This window comes from Clostridium sp. DL-VIII (genome assembly GCF_000230835.1).
Classification (GTDB): Bacteria; Bacillota; Clostridia; order Clostridiales; family Clostridiaceae; genus Clostridium.
On the sequence record NZ_CM001240.1, the window covers coordinates 1,800,781 to 1,818,818 of the forward strand.

The 18,038-nt window shown below is 31.6% G+C and carries 18 protein-coding genes; all 18 read left to right on the forward strand.

What is annotated here, in order from left to right; genetic code table 11:
• Window positions 1–119 precede the first annotated feature (119 nt).
• The 18 genes from fabG (at window position 120) to CDLVIII_RS08320 (ending at window position 18,008) form a co-directional block, all read left to right on the forward strand.
• Complete coding sequence (fabG, locus tag CDLVIII_RS08235) at window positions 120–860, forward strand: 3-oxoacyl-[acyl-carrier-protein] reductase (RefSeq protein WP_009168986.1); 741 nt, start codon at window positions 120–122, stop codon at window positions 858–860.
• Window positions 861–878: 18 nt separating this feature from the next.
• Window positions 879–2,114 (forward strand): beta-ketoacyl-ACP synthase II, encoded by a 1,236-nt coding sequence (gene fabF / locus CDLVIII_RS08240; RefSeq protein WP_009168987.1) that lies wholly within the window; start codon window positions 879–881, stop codon window positions 2,112–2,114.
• A 265-nt stretch (window positions 2,115–2,379) separates the two neighbouring features.
• Entirely contained in the window at window positions 2,380–2,871 is a 492-nt protein-coding gene (gene accB / locus CDLVIII_RS08245) for an acetyl-CoA carboxylase biotin carboxyl carrier protein (protein ID WP_009168988.1), read from the forward strand.
• A gap of 3 nt (window positions 2,872–2,874) precedes the next feature.
• Entirely contained in the window at window positions 2,875–3,303 is a 429-nt protein-coding gene (fabZ, locus tag CDLVIII_RS08250) for a 3-hydroxyacyl-ACP dehydratase FabZ (RefSeq protein ID WP_009168989.1), read from the forward strand.
• A gap of 9 nt (window positions 3,304–3,312) precedes the next feature.
• Window positions 3,313–4,668 carry an acetyl-CoA carboxylase biotin carboxylase subunit gene (locus tag CDLVIII_RS08255; protein ID WP_009168990.1) on the forward strand — a complete coding sequence of 452 codons (1,356 nt, stop codon included), beginning with the start codon at window positions 3,313–3,315 and terminating at the stop codon, window positions 4,666–4,668.
• Entirely contained in the window at window positions 4,658–5,533 is an 876-nt protein-coding gene (gene accD / locus CDLVIII_RS08260) for an acetyl-CoA carboxylase, carboxyltransferase subunit beta (protein ID WP_009168991.1), read from the forward strand. Before CDLVIII_RS08255 ends, accD begins: the two co-directional genes overlap by 11 nt.
• Window positions 5,526–6,344: an acetyl-CoA carboxylase carboxyltransferase subunit alpha gene (locus tag CDLVIII_RS08265; RefSeq protein WP_009168992.1), complete on the forward strand. Its 819-nt coding sequence runs from the start codon at window positions 5,526–5,528 to the stop codon at window positions 6,342–6,344. The genes accD and CDLVIII_RS08265 overlap by 8 nt, the downstream gene beginning before the upstream one ends.
• Before the next feature lie 173 nt (window positions 6,345–6,517).
• Window positions 6,518–6,931, forward strand: coding sequence for a HutP family protein (locus CDLVIII_RS08270; RefSeq protein ID WP_009168993.1), 414 nt, complete (start codon window positions 6,518–6,520; stop codon window positions 6,929–6,931).
• A 470-nt stretch (window positions 6,932–7,401) separates the two neighbouring features.
• Window positions 7,402–8,103 carry a Wzz/FepE/Etk N-terminal domain-containing protein gene (locus CDLVIII_RS08275; protein ID WP_009168994.1) on the forward strand — a complete coding sequence of 234 codons (702 nt, stop codon included), beginning with the start codon at window positions 7,402–7,404 and terminating at the stop codon, window positions 8,101–8,103.
• Window positions 8,104–8,113: 10 nt separating this feature from the next.
• Window positions 8,114–8,836 (forward strand): CpsD/CapB family tyrosine-protein kinase, encoded by a 723-nt coding sequence (locus tag CDLVIII_RS08280; RefSeq protein WP_009168995.1) that lies wholly within the window; start codon window positions 8,114–8,116, stop codon window positions 8,834–8,836.
• A gap of 413 nt (window positions 8,837–9,249) precedes the next feature.
• A complete protein-coding gene (locus CDLVIII_RS08285; RefSeq protein ID WP_009168996.1) occupies window positions 9,250–10,008 on the forward strand; it encodes a CpsB/CapC family capsule biosynthesis tyrosine phosphatase in 759 nt (252 codons plus the stop codon).
• Between the two features lie 222 nt (window positions 10,009–10,230).
• Window positions 10,231–10,896, forward strand: coding sequence for a sugar transferase (locus tag CDLVIII_RS08290; protein ID WP_009168997.1), 666 nt, complete (start codon window positions 10,231–10,233; stop codon window positions 10,894–10,896).
• A gap of 10 nt (window positions 10,897–10,906) precedes the next feature.
• Window positions 10,907–12,079 (forward strand): glycosyltransferase family 4 protein, encoded by a 1,173-nt coding sequence (locus CDLVIII_RS08295; protein ID WP_035302149.1) that lies wholly within the window; start codon window positions 10,907–10,909, stop codon window positions 12,077–12,079.
• Between the two features lie 58 nt (window positions 12,080–12,137).
• Window positions 12,138–13,340, forward strand: a complete 1,203-nt coding sequence (locus CDLVIII_RS08300; RefSeq protein WP_009168999.1) for a glycosyltransferase family 4 protein — start codon at window positions 12,138–12,140, stop codon at window positions 13,338–13,340.
• A 15-nt stretch (window positions 13,341–13,355) separates the two neighbouring features.
• Window positions 13,356–14,525 (forward strand): radical SAM protein, encoded by a 1,170-nt coding sequence (locus CDLVIII_RS08305; protein ID WP_085959793.1) that lies wholly within the window; start codon window positions 13,356–13,358, stop codon window positions 14,523–14,525.
• A gap of 22 nt (window positions 14,526–14,547) precedes the next feature.
• Window positions 14,548–15,654 carry a polysaccharide pyruvyl transferase family protein gene (locus CDLVIII_RS08310; protein ID WP_009169001.1) on the forward strand — a complete coding sequence of 369 codons (1,107 nt, stop codon included), beginning with the start codon at window positions 14,548–14,550 and terminating at the stop codon, window positions 15,652–15,654.
• Between the two features lie 40 nt (window positions 15,655–15,694).
• Window positions 15,695–16,678: a glycosyltransferase gene (locus CDLVIII_RS08315; RefSeq protein WP_009169002.1), complete on the forward strand. Its 984-nt coding sequence runs from the start codon at window positions 15,695–15,697 to the stop codon at window positions 16,676–16,678.
• A gap of 421 nt (window positions 16,679–17,099) precedes the next feature.
• Window positions 17,100–18,008, forward strand: coding sequence for a glycosyltransferase (locus CDLVIII_RS08320; protein WP_009169003.1), 909 nt, complete (start codon window positions 17,100–17,102; stop codon window positions 18,006–18,008).
• The last annotated feature ends 30 nt before the right edge of the window (window positions 18,009–18,038 follow it).

An 18,038-nucleotide genomic window follows, 5' to 3' on the forward strand; every position in this document is an offset into this window, starting at 1 on the left:
CAGTTGAAGGAAGAACACAGTGTCGGAGTTCTAAAATACATTTTTCAAATTCCTTTGGTATTTGTTCCGAAACTGTGAACTAATCATTGTAAACTGTAAACTGTCGAAAGGGGATTTTTATGTTAAAAGGAAAATGTGCTATTATCACAGGTGCATCAAGAGGAATAGGAAGAGCAATAGCTTTAAAACTTGCTTCTCTTGGAGCTAATATCGTTATAAATTATAGAAGTAATGAAAAAGAAGCATTAGACGTTGAAAATGAAATAAAAGGCATGGGCGTTGAAACCTTATGTATAAAAGGAGATATTTCTAAATCAGAAGAAGTAGAAAACATTGTAGCGTCTGCTAAAGAAAAATTTGGAACAATAGATATCATGGTAAATAATGCAGGAATCACAAAAGATGGATTACTACTTAGAATGAAGGAAGAAGATTTCGATAGCGTTATTGATGTAAATTTAAAAGGTGTATTTAATTGTTTAAAGGCAATAACTCCAGTCATGATAAAACAAAAACAAGGAAAGATAATAAATCTTTCTTCAGTAGTTGGAATTACAGGTAATGCAGGGCAAGTTAATTATGCTGCATCAAAAGCAGGAGTAATCGGAATGACTAAATCTCTTGCAAAAGAAGTTGGTTCTAGAGGGATTACTGTAAATGCAGTTGCGCCAGGATATATTGAAACAGATATGACAGAATCCTTAGGAGAAAAATATAAAGAAGAAATGAAGAAAAACATACCACTTAAAAGACTTGGAACAGCAAATGATGTAGCTGAAGCTGTAGCATTTTTAGCTAGCGAAGGTGCAAATTATGTTACAGGCCAAGTGATTCAAGTTGATGGCGGAATGTTAATGTAACGGAGGAAGAATTAATTTATGGAAAGAAGAGTTGTTATAACGGGTATGGGAGCTTTAACTCCTATAGGAAATGATGTTAATTCATTTTGGAATAATGCAAGAAATGGAAAATCAGGAATAGATTTTATAACTTTAATAGATCAAGACTTAGTAGATGTGAAAATTGCTGCAGAAGTAAAGGGGTTTGATCCGGAGACTTTAATAGGTAAAAAAGAGTCAAAGAGATTAGATAGATTTGCACAATTTGCATTAGTAGCATCAGATGAGGCAATAAAAGATTCAGGAATAGATTTAGAAAAAGAAAATCTAGATAGATTTGGTGTAATGTTAGGATCAGGAATCGGTGGGTTCCAGACAATAGAAGATGAATGCAGCAAACTTGCAACTGGAAAGTCAAGGAGAGTATCTCCATTTTTTGTTCCAATGGCAATAGTAAACCTAGGAGCAGGAAATGTTGCGATTAAATACGGACTTAAAGGGCCATGTACATCAGCAGTAACTGCATGTGCAACAGGAACAAACAATATTGGTGATGCATTTAGAACTATAAAACATGGTTATGCGGATGTAATGCTTGCAGGTGGAGCAGAAGCCCCTATAACTAGACTTGGCGTTACAGGCTTTAACAGCATGAAAGCTTTAAATACTAGTAATGATCCGTCAAAGGCTTCCACACCTTTTGATAAAAACAGAGGAGGCTTTGTCATTGCAGAAGGTGCAGGTGTTGTAATACTTGAATCTTTAGAACATGCAGAGGCAAGAGGCGCAAATATAATAGCAGAAGTTGTTGGTTATGGTTCAACTTGTGATGCATATCACATTACTTCACCAGATCCAGAAGGAGAAGGTGCTGCAAGAGCTATGAAGGATGCTATAGAAGAAGCAGGAATTAAACCTTCAGATGTTTCATATATTAATGCTCATGGAACTTCAACAGAATTAAATGATAAGTTTGAAACTTTTGCAATTAAGAAAGTTTTTAAAGAAGAGGCTTATAATGTCCCTATATCATCAACAAAATCTATGACAGGACATTTACTTGGAGCTGCTGGAGCAATTGAAGCAATAGCATGTGCTAAGGCTCTTCAGGAAGGATTTATTCCGCCTACAATTGGGTATAAAACAAAAGATGAAGAATTAGATTTAGACTATGTTCCTAATGTTGGAAGAAAGCAGGAGTTAGAATATACACTTTCTAATTCATTAGGGTTTGGCGGACATAATGCAACATTACTTTTAAAGAAGTGGAAATAGTTTATTTAGTTAACAAATTATAGTTAACAGTTTATAATAAGTTAATGGGGAAATTTCAAGGAGAAAATTTTAAGGACGAAATGTAAAATTTGAAATTTTCTTTTAGAAATTATAAAATTAATAATTATTACTTATTAAAATGTTACATAAATTTTATGCCAGAAAGGAGATAGTATTTATTTATGAAATATTATCTCCATAGTATGGCATGAAATTATTTGGCATACTTATTGCTTTAGGTAATTATTTAGAGGAGGATATTTTTATGGAATTTGAAAAGATTAAAGAGCTTATTAAATTGGTGGATTCGTCAAGCTTAGCATTTTTTGAGCTTCAAAGTGGTAATGATCATATTAAGATGGATAAATCATTAGTAAGAGGAGTGGCTGATAATACAAGTAATTTAGTAAGTACATCAAGCAGTCCTGTTATTTCAAAAGAAAAAGTAGAAAATGCAGTTGTAGAAAAAGAAGAAATCGTGGTTACTGAAAAAGAGACAGTTATAGATGATAAAGATATAAGCGTTATAACTGCTCCTATGGTAGGAACATTTTATTCTTCAGCTTCACCAGAAAGCAAACCTTTCGTAGAAATTGGAGGTACAGTTTCTAAGGGAAAGGTTATTTGTATTATTGAAGCAATGAAACTTATGAATGAAATAGAAAGCGAATTTAACGGAACAATTGTTGAGCGTTTAGTTAATGACGGGGATATGGTAGAATATGGTCAGCCATTATTCAAGATTAAGGAGGTATAGGAAGTGCTTGATATAAATGAGATAAAAAAAATTATACCTCATAGATATCCTATGTTATTAATAGACAGAGTAACAGAAATGGATGTAAATGAAAAGAAATTTGTAAGAGGATACAAAAATGTATCTGCTAATGAAGCGTTCTTTCAAGGTCATTATCCTGAAGAACCAATTATGCCGGGAGTACTTCAAGTTGAAGCATTAGCTCAAGCTGGTGCAGTTGCACTTCTTTCTATGGAACAATTTAAAGGTAAGACTCCATTATTTGCAGGAACCAATAAAGTAAGATTTAAGAATAAGGTAGTACCAGGAGATAAGCTGGATTTATACTGCGAAATTATAAAGATTAAAGGTTCTATAGGAATAGGTCAGGGAGTAGCATCAGTTGATGGGAAGACAGTTTGCGAAGCAGAAATACTTTTCGCTATAGGGTAGGTGATAGGAATGTTAAAGAAAGTGCTAATTGCTAATAGAGGCGAAATCGCAGTTAGAATAATAAGAGCATGTAGAGAAATGGGGATAAGCACAGTTGCTGTTTATTCTGAAATAGATAAAGAAGCGCTTCATACTCAGCTTGCAGATGAAGCTGTATGTATTGGGTCTGCAATGCCAAAAGATAGTTATTTAAACATAACAAACATTTTAAGCGCATGTGTTTTAACCGGTGCTGATGCCATACATCCTGGTTTTGGTTTTTTATCAGAAAATCCAAAGTTTGCAAAGATGTGTAAGCAATGCAACATTAAATTTATAGGACCTGACTATGAAACAATTGAGCTTATGGGAAATAAGGCTAAAGCAAGAGAGATTATGAAAGCTTCAGGAGTACCAGTAGTTCCTGGTTACGAAGGTGAAATAAGAAATGAGGACCATGCTTTAGAAATTGCTAAAGGGATTGGTTATCCAATAATGATAAAAGCATCAGCAGGGGGCGGTGGAAAGGGAATAAGAATCGCAACCAATGATGAAGAATTTTTAATGGGCTTCAAGACTGCTAAAGCAGAAGCAAGAGCCTGCTTTGGAGATGATTCTTTATATATAGAGAAATTCGTTCAAAAGCCAAAGCATATTGAATTCCAAATATTAGCTGATGAACACGGAAATGTGGTACATTTATGTGAGAGAGAATGCTCAATGCAGAGAAAGAACCAAAAGGTTTTAGAGGAAGCACCATCAAATGTATTAACAGAAGAGTTAAGAGCTAAGATGGGTGAGATTGCAAAGAAAGCAGCTAGTGCAGTAAATTACAAAAATGCCGGAACTATAGAATTTCTATTTGATAGAGATAATAACTTCTATTTTATGGAGATGAATACAAGAATTCAAGTAGAACATCCAATTACTGAAATGATTACAGGAATAGATTTAGTAAAAGAACAATTAAAAATAGCATCAGGAGAAAAGTTGAATTTTACTCAAGAAGATATAAAAATTAAAGGTCATGCAATAGAATGTAGAGTTAATGCAGAAGATCCAGAACACGATTTTAGACCATGTCCAGGAGTAATAAATGAACTTTGTGTTCCAGGTGGTATGGGAGTAAGAATTGATTCGGCAATATTCTGCGGATATAAAATTCCACATTGTTATGATTCGATGATAGCTAAATTAATAACTTTTGGCAATAATAGAGATGAAGCAATAGTTAAAATGAATAGAGCATTATCAGAATTTGCAGTAGGTGGAGTAAAGACTAATATTAATTTTGAATTATCAATACTTGAAACTAAAGAATTCTTAGAAGGTGATTATGATACCTCATTTTTAGCGGAAAAGATGGTGAAGAAGGATGTCTCTTAAAGATTTATTTATAAAAAAACCACAATATGCAACCATCAAAAGTTCAGTTATTAGGAATGATAAACCACAAGAAAAACCTAATATACCATCAGGAATGTGGATAAAATGTGAGAAATGTAATACTATGATTTATGCTGAGGATTTAGAAAATTCTAAGCATGTTTGCACTAATTGTGGCCATCATTTTAGAATAAATGCAAAAGAAAGAATAAAGGTATTCTTTGATAAGGATACTTTTAAGGAATTTTTGAAAGATTTAAAAACCACTAATCCATTGGAATTCAAAGGTTATGAAGAAAAATTAAAAAGCACTAAGACAGACAGTACAGAAGCAGTTGTTACTGGAGTTGGAAAAGTAAATGGAATAGAAGTTGCATGTGCAATTATGGATAGTTTCTTTATGATGGGAAGCATGGGTACTGTAGTTGGAGAAAAAATTACAAGACTTGTAGAATATGCTACAGAAAATAAACTTCCAGTTATAATTTTTACAACCTCAGGCGGTGCCAGAATGCAGGAAGGGATTTTTTCACTTATGCAGATGGCTAAAATAAGTGCAGCTCTTGCAAAACATGATGAAGCAGGTCTTTTATATATTTCTGTATTAACAGACCCTACGACTGGCGGTGTAACAGCAAGTTTTGCAATGGAAGGCGATATTATTTTAAGTGAACCAAATGCCTTGGTTGGATTTGCAGGAAGAAGAGTAATTGAAAATACAATTAAAGAAAGCCTGCCAGATAATTTTCAAACTGCTGAATTTTTACTTGAAAAAGGTTTTGTAGATAGCATTGTTGAAAGAAAAAATATGAGAGCATGCATATATAAAATTCTTATTTTACATGGAGTGAGAAGTTATGGATAAAGAATTTATAAAAATAAGTGTAACACCATGGGAAAGTGTTGAAATAGCAAGACACAAAGACAGACCAACAGGAAAATTCTACATTGAAACTATTTTCAAGGATTTTATTGAATTTCATGGCGATAGAAGCTTTGGAGATGATAAAGCTGTAATTGGCGGAATTGCATCATTTAATGATATAAGTGTTACAGTTATAGCAATTACAAAAGGAAACAACACAGCTGAAAATATAGAGAGAAACTTTGGAATGCCAAATCCGGAAGGATATAGAAAAGCATTAAGACTTATGAAGCAGGCTGAAAAATTTAAGAGACCTGTCATCTGTTTTGTAGATACGCCAGGTGCATTTCCTGGGCTTGGAGCAGAAGAAAGAGGGCAAGGTCAAGCTATAGCAAATAATCTTTTTGAATTAAGCAGATTAAAGACTCCAATAATATCTATTTTAGCAGGTGAAGGCGGAAGTGGCGGAGCACTCGCTTTAGCAGTTGCTGATAAAGTGTTTATGTTGGAACACTCAATATATTCAATTTTATCACCAGAAGGATTTGCATCTATTTTATGGAAGGATGCAAGCCGTGCAAAAGAAGCAGCATCAGTTATGAAAATTACAGCTAAAGATTTAAAAGATTTTGGAATAATAGATGATATAATAAAAGAACCTAGAGGCGGCGCTCATAAAAATCAGATTAAAACAGCAGAAGCAATTAAGAAGACAATTGCAAGTGCGCTTCAGGAATTAAGAGAAAAAGATTTAAACACTTTAATTGAAGATAGATATGATAAATTTAGAAAAATGGGAAACTTTTATTAATAAGAACTAATATGTTATATATGAAGGTATGCACTAATTATGTGTGTGCCTTATTTTTATTTTCATGTGCCTAAATTTTATTTTATATATACAATTAGAAGCATATAATATTGATTAATAAAGAGAGAACTTATGTGTTATACTTAAATAATAAAGTGAGGTGCTTAAAGCTTATGGAAAGTAATAGTACAAAGGTTGCAAAAATTGCTACTAGAATGGCTATATGCGATAGACATGAAGAAGAACATTTAAAAAAATTTTATAGTGAAAAAGGAATAAAGGTAACAGCCGTAAATATAGGTGGGAATATTAATTCATCAGTATCAAAAATTCTTGAAAGTGCATTAGTTGCAGCAAAAAGAAATGAGCTCATAAGAGAAGAACATCTGCATGAAGGAGCTGTCATTGGTGCAACCAGAGATGCAATAATTCAAATTTCAGAGCGAGCTAATGGCTTGAATGTTGGAGGCAAAATTGGAATAGCAAGAGGCGGAGAGCATATATCGGTATGTATATTTTTAAATATTGGATTATTACATCTAGATGAAATAGTTATAGGAATAGGGCATAGAGCATTACCATTATGAGTCTAAGTATATTTTCCTTTTTAAATTGTAGAAAAAATGGTAGAGAAATATTGAATCATAGAACACTATTTGGATAAAATTTGAAAATATTATTAATAAATTAAAATGAAATAAAAATTCAGCAGTGAGAAACAATCTTGTTGCTGAATTTTTTGATTGCACTTATTATATAAAATGTGGGGTAAAGATAGGGAATCATTGAAAAATCAGAAATATAATACTATTTAAATGGTGGAAATTAATTGTAGAAAAAGTTTATTAAAATTCAAGAGTTTTTGTCAAAAGATAAATGTTTTATGATATAATGTTAATTGGTAAAAAAATAGACAAGTTATTAAAAATTAGGGGGATAAGTATGAGGAAGGAAATTAATTTAGAAGTATATATCAGCTAATCATATTATTGTAAATAATATTTAATGAAGGCAAATGTGAATCTAAAATATAATAAATATGGAGAGAGTTTGACGAATGAATAGCGAAGAGATTATAAAAAATGAAGAAAGTATTAGAATTGAAGAAATAATAGATATACTAATGAAAAGATGGAAGATGATAGTATCTATAACACTTACAGCAACTATCTTAGCTGGACTTGTAAGCTTTTTTGTAATTGCGCCAAAATATGAATCAAATACAAAAGTTTTTATAGGAAAAGAAAATACAAATTCTAAAGACCAAAGCTATAACAGCAGTGATGTTCAAATGTATCAACAATTGCTAAAGACTTATGCAGAGGTTGTAAAAACAAATGATTTAGTTGAAAAAGCAATAGAAAAAACAGGAGCGGACATAAATTCGCAAGACGTTTTAGATAATTTGACAGTTACGCCAACAGCTAATACTCAAATATTAGAAATAAAATATGTAAGTAAAAATAAAAATCAAAGTGAAGAAATATTACAGGCCATTTCTGACCAGTTTATAAAGACAGCTACAGAACTTATACCAAATGGTAATGTTAAAGTAGTAGAACAAGTGAAATTGCCTGAGCAGCCAGTTAGTCCTAATAAAAAATTAAATATAGCTATTGCTTTTTTACTTGGCTTAATGGTAAGTGTAGGCCTAGCGTTTTTACTAGAATTTATGGATAATACATTTAAAACAAAAGAGCAGTTAGAACAAATTTTAGAGGTGCCTGTTATTGGTGCAATTCCAGATGATTTAGATTAGGGGGATATAGATGTTTAAGGCGAGAAAGTTAGAAAAGGCAGTGGCAAGCCAACAATATAGGGGATTCGTAGTTGAAAAGAAGCCTAAATCAATAGTTTCTGAAGCATATAGAACTTTAAGAACTAATATTCAATATTCATCATTTGATAAACAGATAAGGACTATAGTTGTAACAAGTGCGGAAGCAGCAGAAGGAAAGTCAACAGTTTCAGGAAATTTAGCATTATCATTTGCTCAAAATGAGAAAAAAGTAATAATAGTAGACTGTGACTTAAGAAAACCTTCAGTACATAAGAATTTTAAAGTATCTAATTTAAAGGGATTATCAGAAGTGCTTATAGGAAAAGAAGAATTGGATAATGTTGTATTAAAGCGTAATGATAATCTAGACATACTTACATCAGGCAAAATTCCTCCAAATCCATCGGAAATGTTATCATCAAGCAGCATGACTAAGTTAATAGAAGCGTTAAGAGAAAGATACGATATAGTTATTCTAGACAGCGCACCGCTTCAAGCTGTAACAGATGCACAGATTCTTTCAACAAAAGCTGATGGGACTATTTTGGTTGTAAGAGCAAAAAGAACAAGCAGAGAATCTGTAATTGATGCTAAGAGACTTTTAGATAAAGTAGGAGCAAATATATTAGGAACTGTATTGCACGCAGTAGAGAATACAAGAGGAAAGTATTATTACTATTATGGAACTAAAGATGATGAAAAGAAGAATTAATTATAATTAATCGAAATCAGTAACATGTTGTATTTCGGTTTCTAAGAAATTTAGATGGGTGATTCTAAGAACAGAAGTTGTGCCCAAAATGCTTGCCTCAGAAATTAATTCTGAACAAGCATTTTGGAACAACTTCTGTTCAAGAATCACACCATCTAAATTCCTAATGAAACGCTGCATACAACATGTTACTGATTTTTGGTTTAGTAATATGATTAAGTTTAGTGAATTTTAATGGCTATTATAAAAACAAGGTTGCTTATGTGGTTATTTGTGAAAAATATAGCAGAAGATGTTCGAGAAAGGAATTCTATGATTTAAATTCTCTCTTTTCTGCATATGTTAATAGGTTTATGGATAAATATAGGCATAATGAATAATTGTGTATTATGATAATATAAGGAGGATTTATGATGATAGATATTCATTCACATATAATTCCAGGAATTGATGATGGATCTAAAAGCATGGAAATAACTATAAAAATGCTTAAAAATGCAGAAAAAGACGGGACTAAAGAAATTGTAGCCACTCCTCATTATCTCCTTGAGTATGGAGAAGCTAGAATTGATGAAGTAAAGGGTTATGTAAAAGAAATTAATAAAATTTTAGAAAATAATAAAATAGACATAAAAGTATATAGCGGACAGGAAGTATATTTTACTGAAAGAATAATAGAAGATTACGTTAAAGGAAATATCGGAACAATAAATGATTCAAGATATATGTTAATTGAATTTGACATGCATAAGTTTGAAGAAAATGCATTTGATATACTTTATGAACTTCAAGTTAGAGATATAATTCCAATAATAGCACATCCTGAAAGATATAAATTTTTTAAGGAAAAGCCATCATTTATTAATGCTTTTATTGATCTGGGCTATTTATTTCAAATGAATGCTGGAAGCATAGAAGGAAAATATGGAGAGAGTGCAAGAAAGACAGCTAAGGTGTTTTTAGATAAAAATATTTATAACTTTATTGGCTCTGATGCACATAATGCAGAAACTAGAAATACAGGAATTAAGGAAGCTTTAGCTTTAATAGGAGAAGTTAATAAAAATATAATTGAAAGCAGTTCAGCTAAATTGTTAAATAATGAAATGATAGATTTTAAAGGAGAGAAGATTAAAGAAAAAAAATCCATATTCTCATTTCTTAGGAAATAAAAAGAAATTTATCATTTTAAAATAATATAAATGATTACATTATTAAAGAAACCTTAAGGAAATCTTAACAAAATGTAAATAATATGCTACAATAAGAATAATTTGGTGATAAAATATTACTTATCCTATAAGAGTAAAAAATAGGAATATATAAATGTTTTTTGCATAAGAATTATTATATAAATTGTTCAGAGTATTATATTTTGTAAGGAGGACAGTAAGGTGCAGCAACTGGAAGTAGATAGCGATGAAGTCTTATTTGAGGATAGCAGTGAAGTCATAGGAACGGGGTATTACTTCTTTAAAAGAACTATAGATGTAATCTGCTCGATTATAGGACTTATAATTTTAAGTCCTATAATTTTGGTAACAGCCATTTTAATTAAACTTGAGTCAAAAGGTAACTGTATTTTTTCTCAGGAGAGAATAGGGTTAAACGGAAAAAAATTTATTATGTATAAGTTTAGATCTATGGTGGTTAATGCAGAAGATTTAAAGGACGAGCTATATGACAGAAATGAAATGAATGGACCAATGTTCAAGATAAAAGAAGATCCAAGAGTAACAAAAGTTGGCAGATTTATTAGAAAGACAAGCATAGATGAGCTTCCTCAATTAATAAACGTTTTAAAAGGTGAAATGAGTCTTGTAGGCCCGAGGCCATCGCTGCCTAAAGAAGTGCTGGAATTCGAAGAATGGATGATTGAGAGGCTTAGTGTAAAGCCGGGGCTTACATGTTACTGGCAGGTATTAGGACGAAGTGATATTGGTTTTGAAGAGTGGATGAAATTGGACATTAAATATGTAAAGGAAAGAAATACCTTGGTTGATCTGAAGCTTATAATAAAGACATTTAAGGTGCTGTTAGGTGATAAGCATGCAAGATAGGGGTAGTGGTATGAAAGTAGCAATGATAGGTCATAAACGAGTTCCATCCCGTGAGGGAGGAGTAGAAGTAGTAGTAGAAGAACTTTCCACACGCATGGTAAAACAGGGGATACAAGTAGATATTTATAATCGAAGTGGATATAATGTAGCTGGAAGAAAATATGATGTTAAGAGCAATAATTGTAAGAATTATAGAGGTTGTAAAATTGTTACTATTCCTACTTTTCAAAATAAAAAGCTAAATGCAATTATTTATTCGTTCCTAGCTACTGTAAGAGCTTTATTAGGGCGCTATGATGTGATTCATTTTCACGCAGAGGGTCCTTGCTCTATGATTTGGATTCCACATTTACTAGGCATATATACTGTTGCTACAATTCATGGTTTGGACTGGCAGAGATCTAAGTGGGGAGGATTTGCAACTAAATATTTAAAGTTTGGTGAGAGAATGGCTGCTAAATACGCAGATGAAATAATAGTACTGTCTAGAAATGTTCAACAATACTTTAAGGATAACTATAAAAGAGATACGGTTTATATTCCTAATGGTATTAATGAAACTAAGATTGCAGAAGCACAAATTATAACTGAAAAGTACAATATACAAAAAGGGGATTATATATTATTTCTAGCAAGACTTGTTCCTGAAAAAGGGCTTGATTATCTACTAGAAGCTTTTGAAAAAATTGATACAGACAAGAAACTGGTGATTGCTGGAGGTAGTAGTCACACGAATGATTATGTTGAATCTATAAAGAAGAAAGTTGATAAGATTAATGAAAAGTCAGCTAAAGATAAGCGTATTATTATGACTGGATTTGTTCAAGGCAAAGAGCTAGAAGAATTGTATAGTAATGCATATTTATATGTGCTTCCAAGTGATATTGAAGGAATGCCAATCAGTTTATTAGAAGCTATGAGTTATGGAAACTGTTGCCTTGTTAGTGATATTGACGAGAATACAGAGGTTATTGGAATTCATGGGGAAAGCTTTATAAAGGGGGATGTAGAGAATCTTTATGAAAAGCTATGTGAATTAGTGCATGATAAAGATAAAGTTAAAAGTTATAAGGAAAATGTACAAGACTATGTACTAAATAAATATAGCTGGAATAAAGCTGTTGAGAAAACCGAAGTATTATATTCAAAGAAAAATAAATTGCTTATTGATATTTCAGAATGAATTTTAATGTTATAAAAGACATCAAATCTTTGGAGAGAATAGTTAGGGGAATAGTTTGATGAAAATATTAATGGTAAATAAATTTTTATATCCTAATGGTGGATCGGAAACGTATATATTTAAATTAGGGCAGTATCTTAGCTCTAAAGGACATGAAGTTCAATATTTTGGAATGGAACATGAAGAACGTTGCGTTGGTAATAATGTTGGAGCGTATACTTCAAATATGGATTTTCATTGTCATAGTAAATTTTCAAAAGTAACATATCCGATAAAAACAATATATTCATTTGAGGCAAGAAAAAAAATCAGAATGATTTTAGATGATTTTCAGCCGGACGTAGTGCACTTGAATAATTTTAATTATCAATTAACTCCGTCGATTATATTAGAGATGAAAAAATATGAAAAAGATACAAAACGAAAAGTGAAAATTATATTTACAGCACATGACTATCAGCTTTTGTGTCCAAATCATATGATGAATAACCCTAATACTCATGAAAATTGCGAGAAATGCCTTGGAGGTAAGTTTTGGAACTGTGCTAAAGGAAAATGTATTCATGGATCTCTAGCAAAGAGTACTATAGGTACATTAGAGGCTAAATACTGGAATGTGAAAAAAGCATATAGAGACATAGATAAAATTATATGCTGTAGTGAGTTTATGAAGTCAAAGATGGATACGAATCCTTTATTTAAAACAAAAACAGTTACACTTCATAATTTTATAGATGAAGTAGAATGGAAAGAGGTTAAGAAGAAGGATTATGTGTTGTATTTTGGAAGATTCTCTAAGGAGAAAGGCATTAAGACTCTAATTAATGTATGTAAAATGCTTCCGGAAGTGAAATTTATATTTGCAGGTTCAGGGCCGTTAGAAGTAGAAATAGAAAAGGAAGCTAATATTAAAAATGTAGGATTTCAATCAGGTAGTTCATTAGAAAAATTAATTAGAGAAGCTAGATTTAGTGTTTATCCATCAGAATGGTATGAAAATTGTCCGTTTTCTGTAATGGAAAGTCAGATGTATGGAACACCGGTAGTAGGTGCTAACATTGGTGGTATATCGGAATTGATTCAGGTGCATGAGACAGGTGAGTTATTTGAAAGTGGCAACGCTGCTGAATTAAAAAAACAGATATATAATTTATGGAATAATAAAGAAGTTACAGATTCCTATAGTAGAAATTGCAGAGAGATTAAGTTTGATAAAATAGAACAATATTACAAAAAAATTATTAATATATATCAAGGATAGATGGTGAAAAAGATTATGAAAAAACTAAATGGAACTGTTATTGTAACATATCGCTGTAATGCACGTTGTAATATGTGTAATAGATATAAATGTCCTTCAAAACCAGATGAAGAATTATCAATAGAAACAATAAAAAAACTACCTGAAATGTATTTCACTAATATAACTGGTGGTGAGCCTTTTATTAGAACAGACTTAAAGGAAATTGTAAGAGAACTTTATAAAAAGTCTGAGAGAATAGTTATTTCAACTAATGGTTTCTTTACCGATAGAATTGTAGATTTATGTAAAGAGTTCCCTAATATAGGTATACGTATTTCTATGGAGGGGCTTGAAAAAACTAACAATGATATTCGTGGGTTAGATGATGGATTTAATAAAGGATACGGGACGCTAAAGAAATTAGTGGAAATGGGAATGAAAGATGTTGGATTTGGAATGACTGTACAAGATACAAATGCAAAAGATTTAGTTCCTTTATATAATTTATCAAATGAAATGAATATGGAATTTGCAACTGCATCATTACATAATAGTTTTTATTTTGTTGAAGCAAAGAATATAATAAAGAATCGCCCGATGGTAGCTCAGGAATTTGAAAATTTAATCAATGAGTTACTAAAGTCTAATAGTCCTAAAAAGTGGTTTAGAGCATATTTCAATCATGGGTTAATTAATTATATATATGGACAAGAACGTTTATTACCTTGTGATATGGCATTTGATACTTTCTTTATTGATCCATATGGAGATGTAATGCCGTGTAATGGAACTAAAGATAAAGAAGTTATGGGTAATTTAAATGAACAATCTTGGGATGAATTATGGAATAGTAAAGAATCTGAAGAAGTTAGAAACAAAGTTAAATGTTGTGATAGAAATTGTTGGATGATAGGTTCTGCATCACCAGCTATGAAGAAATATATTTGGAAGCCAGCTTTATGGGTTACTAAACATAAGTTCCTAAATATGTTTAAAGACAAAAAATATAGCATGTATGAAAATAAAATTGTTTGTGAGTATCGTGATGGCAAAATTACAAAAGAGCAGTTAGATAAATGTAGCACTTGTGATATGTGTGCAACTGTCAACAATGGATTGAGCGTAGCATCTAGAGAACAGTTGAAGAACAAGACTGGTGAGCAAATTGTGAATGAAGATATTGAAGCACAGATGAAAAAATAAATATTGAAGGAGAAGATTGAATATGAAGGTTGCAGTGATTACAAGACATGCAATTTCAAATTATGGGTCATTATTGCAAGCAATAGCGACTCAAACAATAATAAATCGTCTGGGACATGAATGTGAAATCATAGATTATATTCGAGATGATGAATCATATAGGTATCATGAGGTTACATTGCTTAGAAGAAAACCTAATTGGTATAATAATCGAATTAAAAGATGCTTTTATTTGGCACTTCGTCAGCCAGAAAGTATTTTGGCTGGTAGAAAATTTGAGCGAGAACAAAAAAAATATCTAATTAGCACAAAACGCTATACATCACTAGAACAGCTGAAATGTGATAAACCAAAAGCTGATGTATATATGACAGGCAGTGATCAAGTATGGGGACCTGTAGAGGATGGCTCATATGATAGTTCGTATTGTTTGTCGTTTACAGATGATTCAGATAAAAGAATTTCTTATGCGGCAAGTTTTGGACATACTGAAATGACAAATGAGTTAGAGAAATATTATAAAAAGTGGCTGTCTAGATATCAACACATTGCGGTGCGCGAGGATAGTGCAGTTTCATTATTACAAAAAATGAATATTGATGTTCAGCAAGTGCTAGATCCTACTTTGTTAATGAATGTTGAGGATTGGGAAAGTTATATATCTTCGTCACATCTTAAAGAAAAGTATGTACTAGTATATCAGCTTCATAATGATAAAAAATTAGGTGAATACGCAGAAAAAGTGGCAAAATGCAAAGGACTTCCATTGATCCGTATTTCAGCGTCATTACACCAGATTGCTAGGCCTGGGAAATTTATCTGGGCTCCGAAAGTGGGGGACTTTTTAGCATATATAAAAAATGCTGAATGTATGATTACAGATTCTTTTCATGGCACAGTGTTTGCGATAAACTTTAATACCCCGTTCGTAGAGGTGTTACCTAACAACAACACAGGAACAAGAAATTCGAGTATACTTAAGTTAACAGGTCTTTCGAGCCGTATTTTGAAAAATGAAAATGATGTGACACTTGCAGAAAGACATATTGAATTTTCCTATGCAAACCAAACACTAGAAAAGTTTAGATGCATTTCGATGTCTATTCTAAAAAGAATGATAGAAGAATAACAAGTGTCTGCACCGAAATTATTTGAAAGGATTATCGAAAATGAATATAGATGATATAAAGGTATCAGTAATTGTTCCGATATATAATGTGGAAAAGTATTTACCAAGATGTGTCGAATCTATTATGGAACAGACACATAAAAATATTGAGGTTATTTTAGTGGATGATGGTTCTCCTGACCATGCGGGCGAGATTGCTGATTCCTACGCACAAAAAGACAAACGTATTAAAGTTATACATAAAAAAAATGCTGGTGTCAGCGCTGCTAGAAATACTGGTATTGATGCTGCAACTGGAGATTACGTGTGCTTTTCTGACGCAGATGATTACTTAATGCCAGATTATGTAGAATATTTGCTTGATCTCTCAGTGAAAAATGATGCAGATATATCTTTAACCAAAGAGATGTTTACTACTTTTTATCCAAATCAAATTGCTGAGGATAAGCAAGAAATATATACTGCAGAAGAAACAACGGTCGATATTCTTTCATATAATATCCCAATTGGAGTTTACTGCAAATTGTTCAAAAGAGATTTCTTAGGCAATGATATACGCTTTATTCCAACGATATTTATAGGGGAAGGGTTCAATTTTAATATTACCTCTTTTCAGAGGGCGAATAAGGTGGCTATAGGCCGCAAAAGAATATATTTTTATCGCAGAAATAATCCGACAAGTGCAACAACTAAATTTTCGGCTAAAAAATGGGAAAACGGATTGATGGCTATAGAGAATATAAAGAAGAATTTTATAATTCACAGCTCTAAGATAGATATAGCGTGGAAATATGCTAGTTGGCATACTAATTGTGATGTATTTAATTTTATGGTAATGGCATCAGCTGAGAAGGAGTATCCTGAGATGTTCAAAAAGTCTCGTCGTATAGCAAGAACACAGGCACAGTATGCATTTCTTGTTAGAATTAGACCGAGAGAGAAACTCAGAGCGGTTATTATGGTTGTGTGTCCGTATGTTATTCCCAAATTAATGATGATGCGAAATAAGAAATATTTTGGATAGTTTAAAAAGTGATGAGTGTAGATGATTTAATAATGTAGGTGAAAATTTGTTAAAAGACTTTAGTCAAATTGGATTAAATATTCGATGTTGTGGAAAAATATACATGTACGTTTTTTATTATGTTGTTTCTCTATCTCTGCTTGTTATAAATCATAACTCCCTGCTGGTGTTGAAGGAATATAATTCTTTAAAGATTGCCAGAGATTTTTTAAAATAAGTTAAGAGTTTATTCGGAGTCAGATTTTATAGAATTTTTATGTAGGGATAAGTATGTTGAATATCTAAGAAAATCATGCACACAGCACATGATTTATAGAATAAAAATTGTAAATTGTTTATGTTAGGAAGGATTAGAAGCTATTTTCAGTCGTATTCCTAACAAGCAACAATATGCTATAAAATAGAGAAACGAGGGAATATTATGATTTCATTAGTGATTACTACATATAATGGTGAAAAATATATTGTTGAGCAGTTGGATTCAATACGAAATCAAACGTTATTGATTGACGAAGTTATTATTAGAGATGATGGTTCGAGTGACAATACGATTTCAATCGTTTGTAAATATATAGATACTTATAAATTAAAGAACTGGATATTCATATATGGGGAAGAAAATGTAGGATGGAAAAAAAACTTTTTTCTTGGAATTTGTTCTACGCAAGGTGATTTGATTTTTTTATGTGATCAGGATGATATTTGGCATCTAGACAAAGTAGAAAAGATGGTCATTAAGATGAATTCATATCAACATATACAATTATTAGTATCAGGCTTTCATTCTTTTTATGAAAAAGGTGCGAATGTTCTTAAAAACAAGGGCAATAGAGGCAAGAAGAAACTTGAAAAAATCGAATTTGATAAACTTTGTTTAAGTGTCTTTTATCCAGGATGTACATATTGCTTTAGAAAGGATCTTAAGGAAAAGTTTGTTAAATATTGGTTTTCGGAATCACCACATGATGCAATGCTATGGTATCTGGCAGTGCAAACAGATGGCTTATATTGCTATAATGAAGTTTTAATGGAATACAGACGACACAAAGATAGTGCAACTAATGTATCGAAACATAGTATTCAGGAACAATTAGAAATTTATTATAGGCATATCAAAGTTTTAGACATGCTAAAAGAACTTGAAAAACAAGATAATCAACATGCAGAACGTATTATGTTAATAGATAAAATGAAAAGGTGGTACAAGATAAGAATTGAACTATTAGAGAAAAGAAAAATAACGTCGCTCTTAAAAATACTGCCATACACGTCTTTATATATGAGAAAAAAGCAATTTGCATTAGATATAAAGCTTATGATAACTGGTTGATATTATTTAACAGTGTGAACTTTATAGATG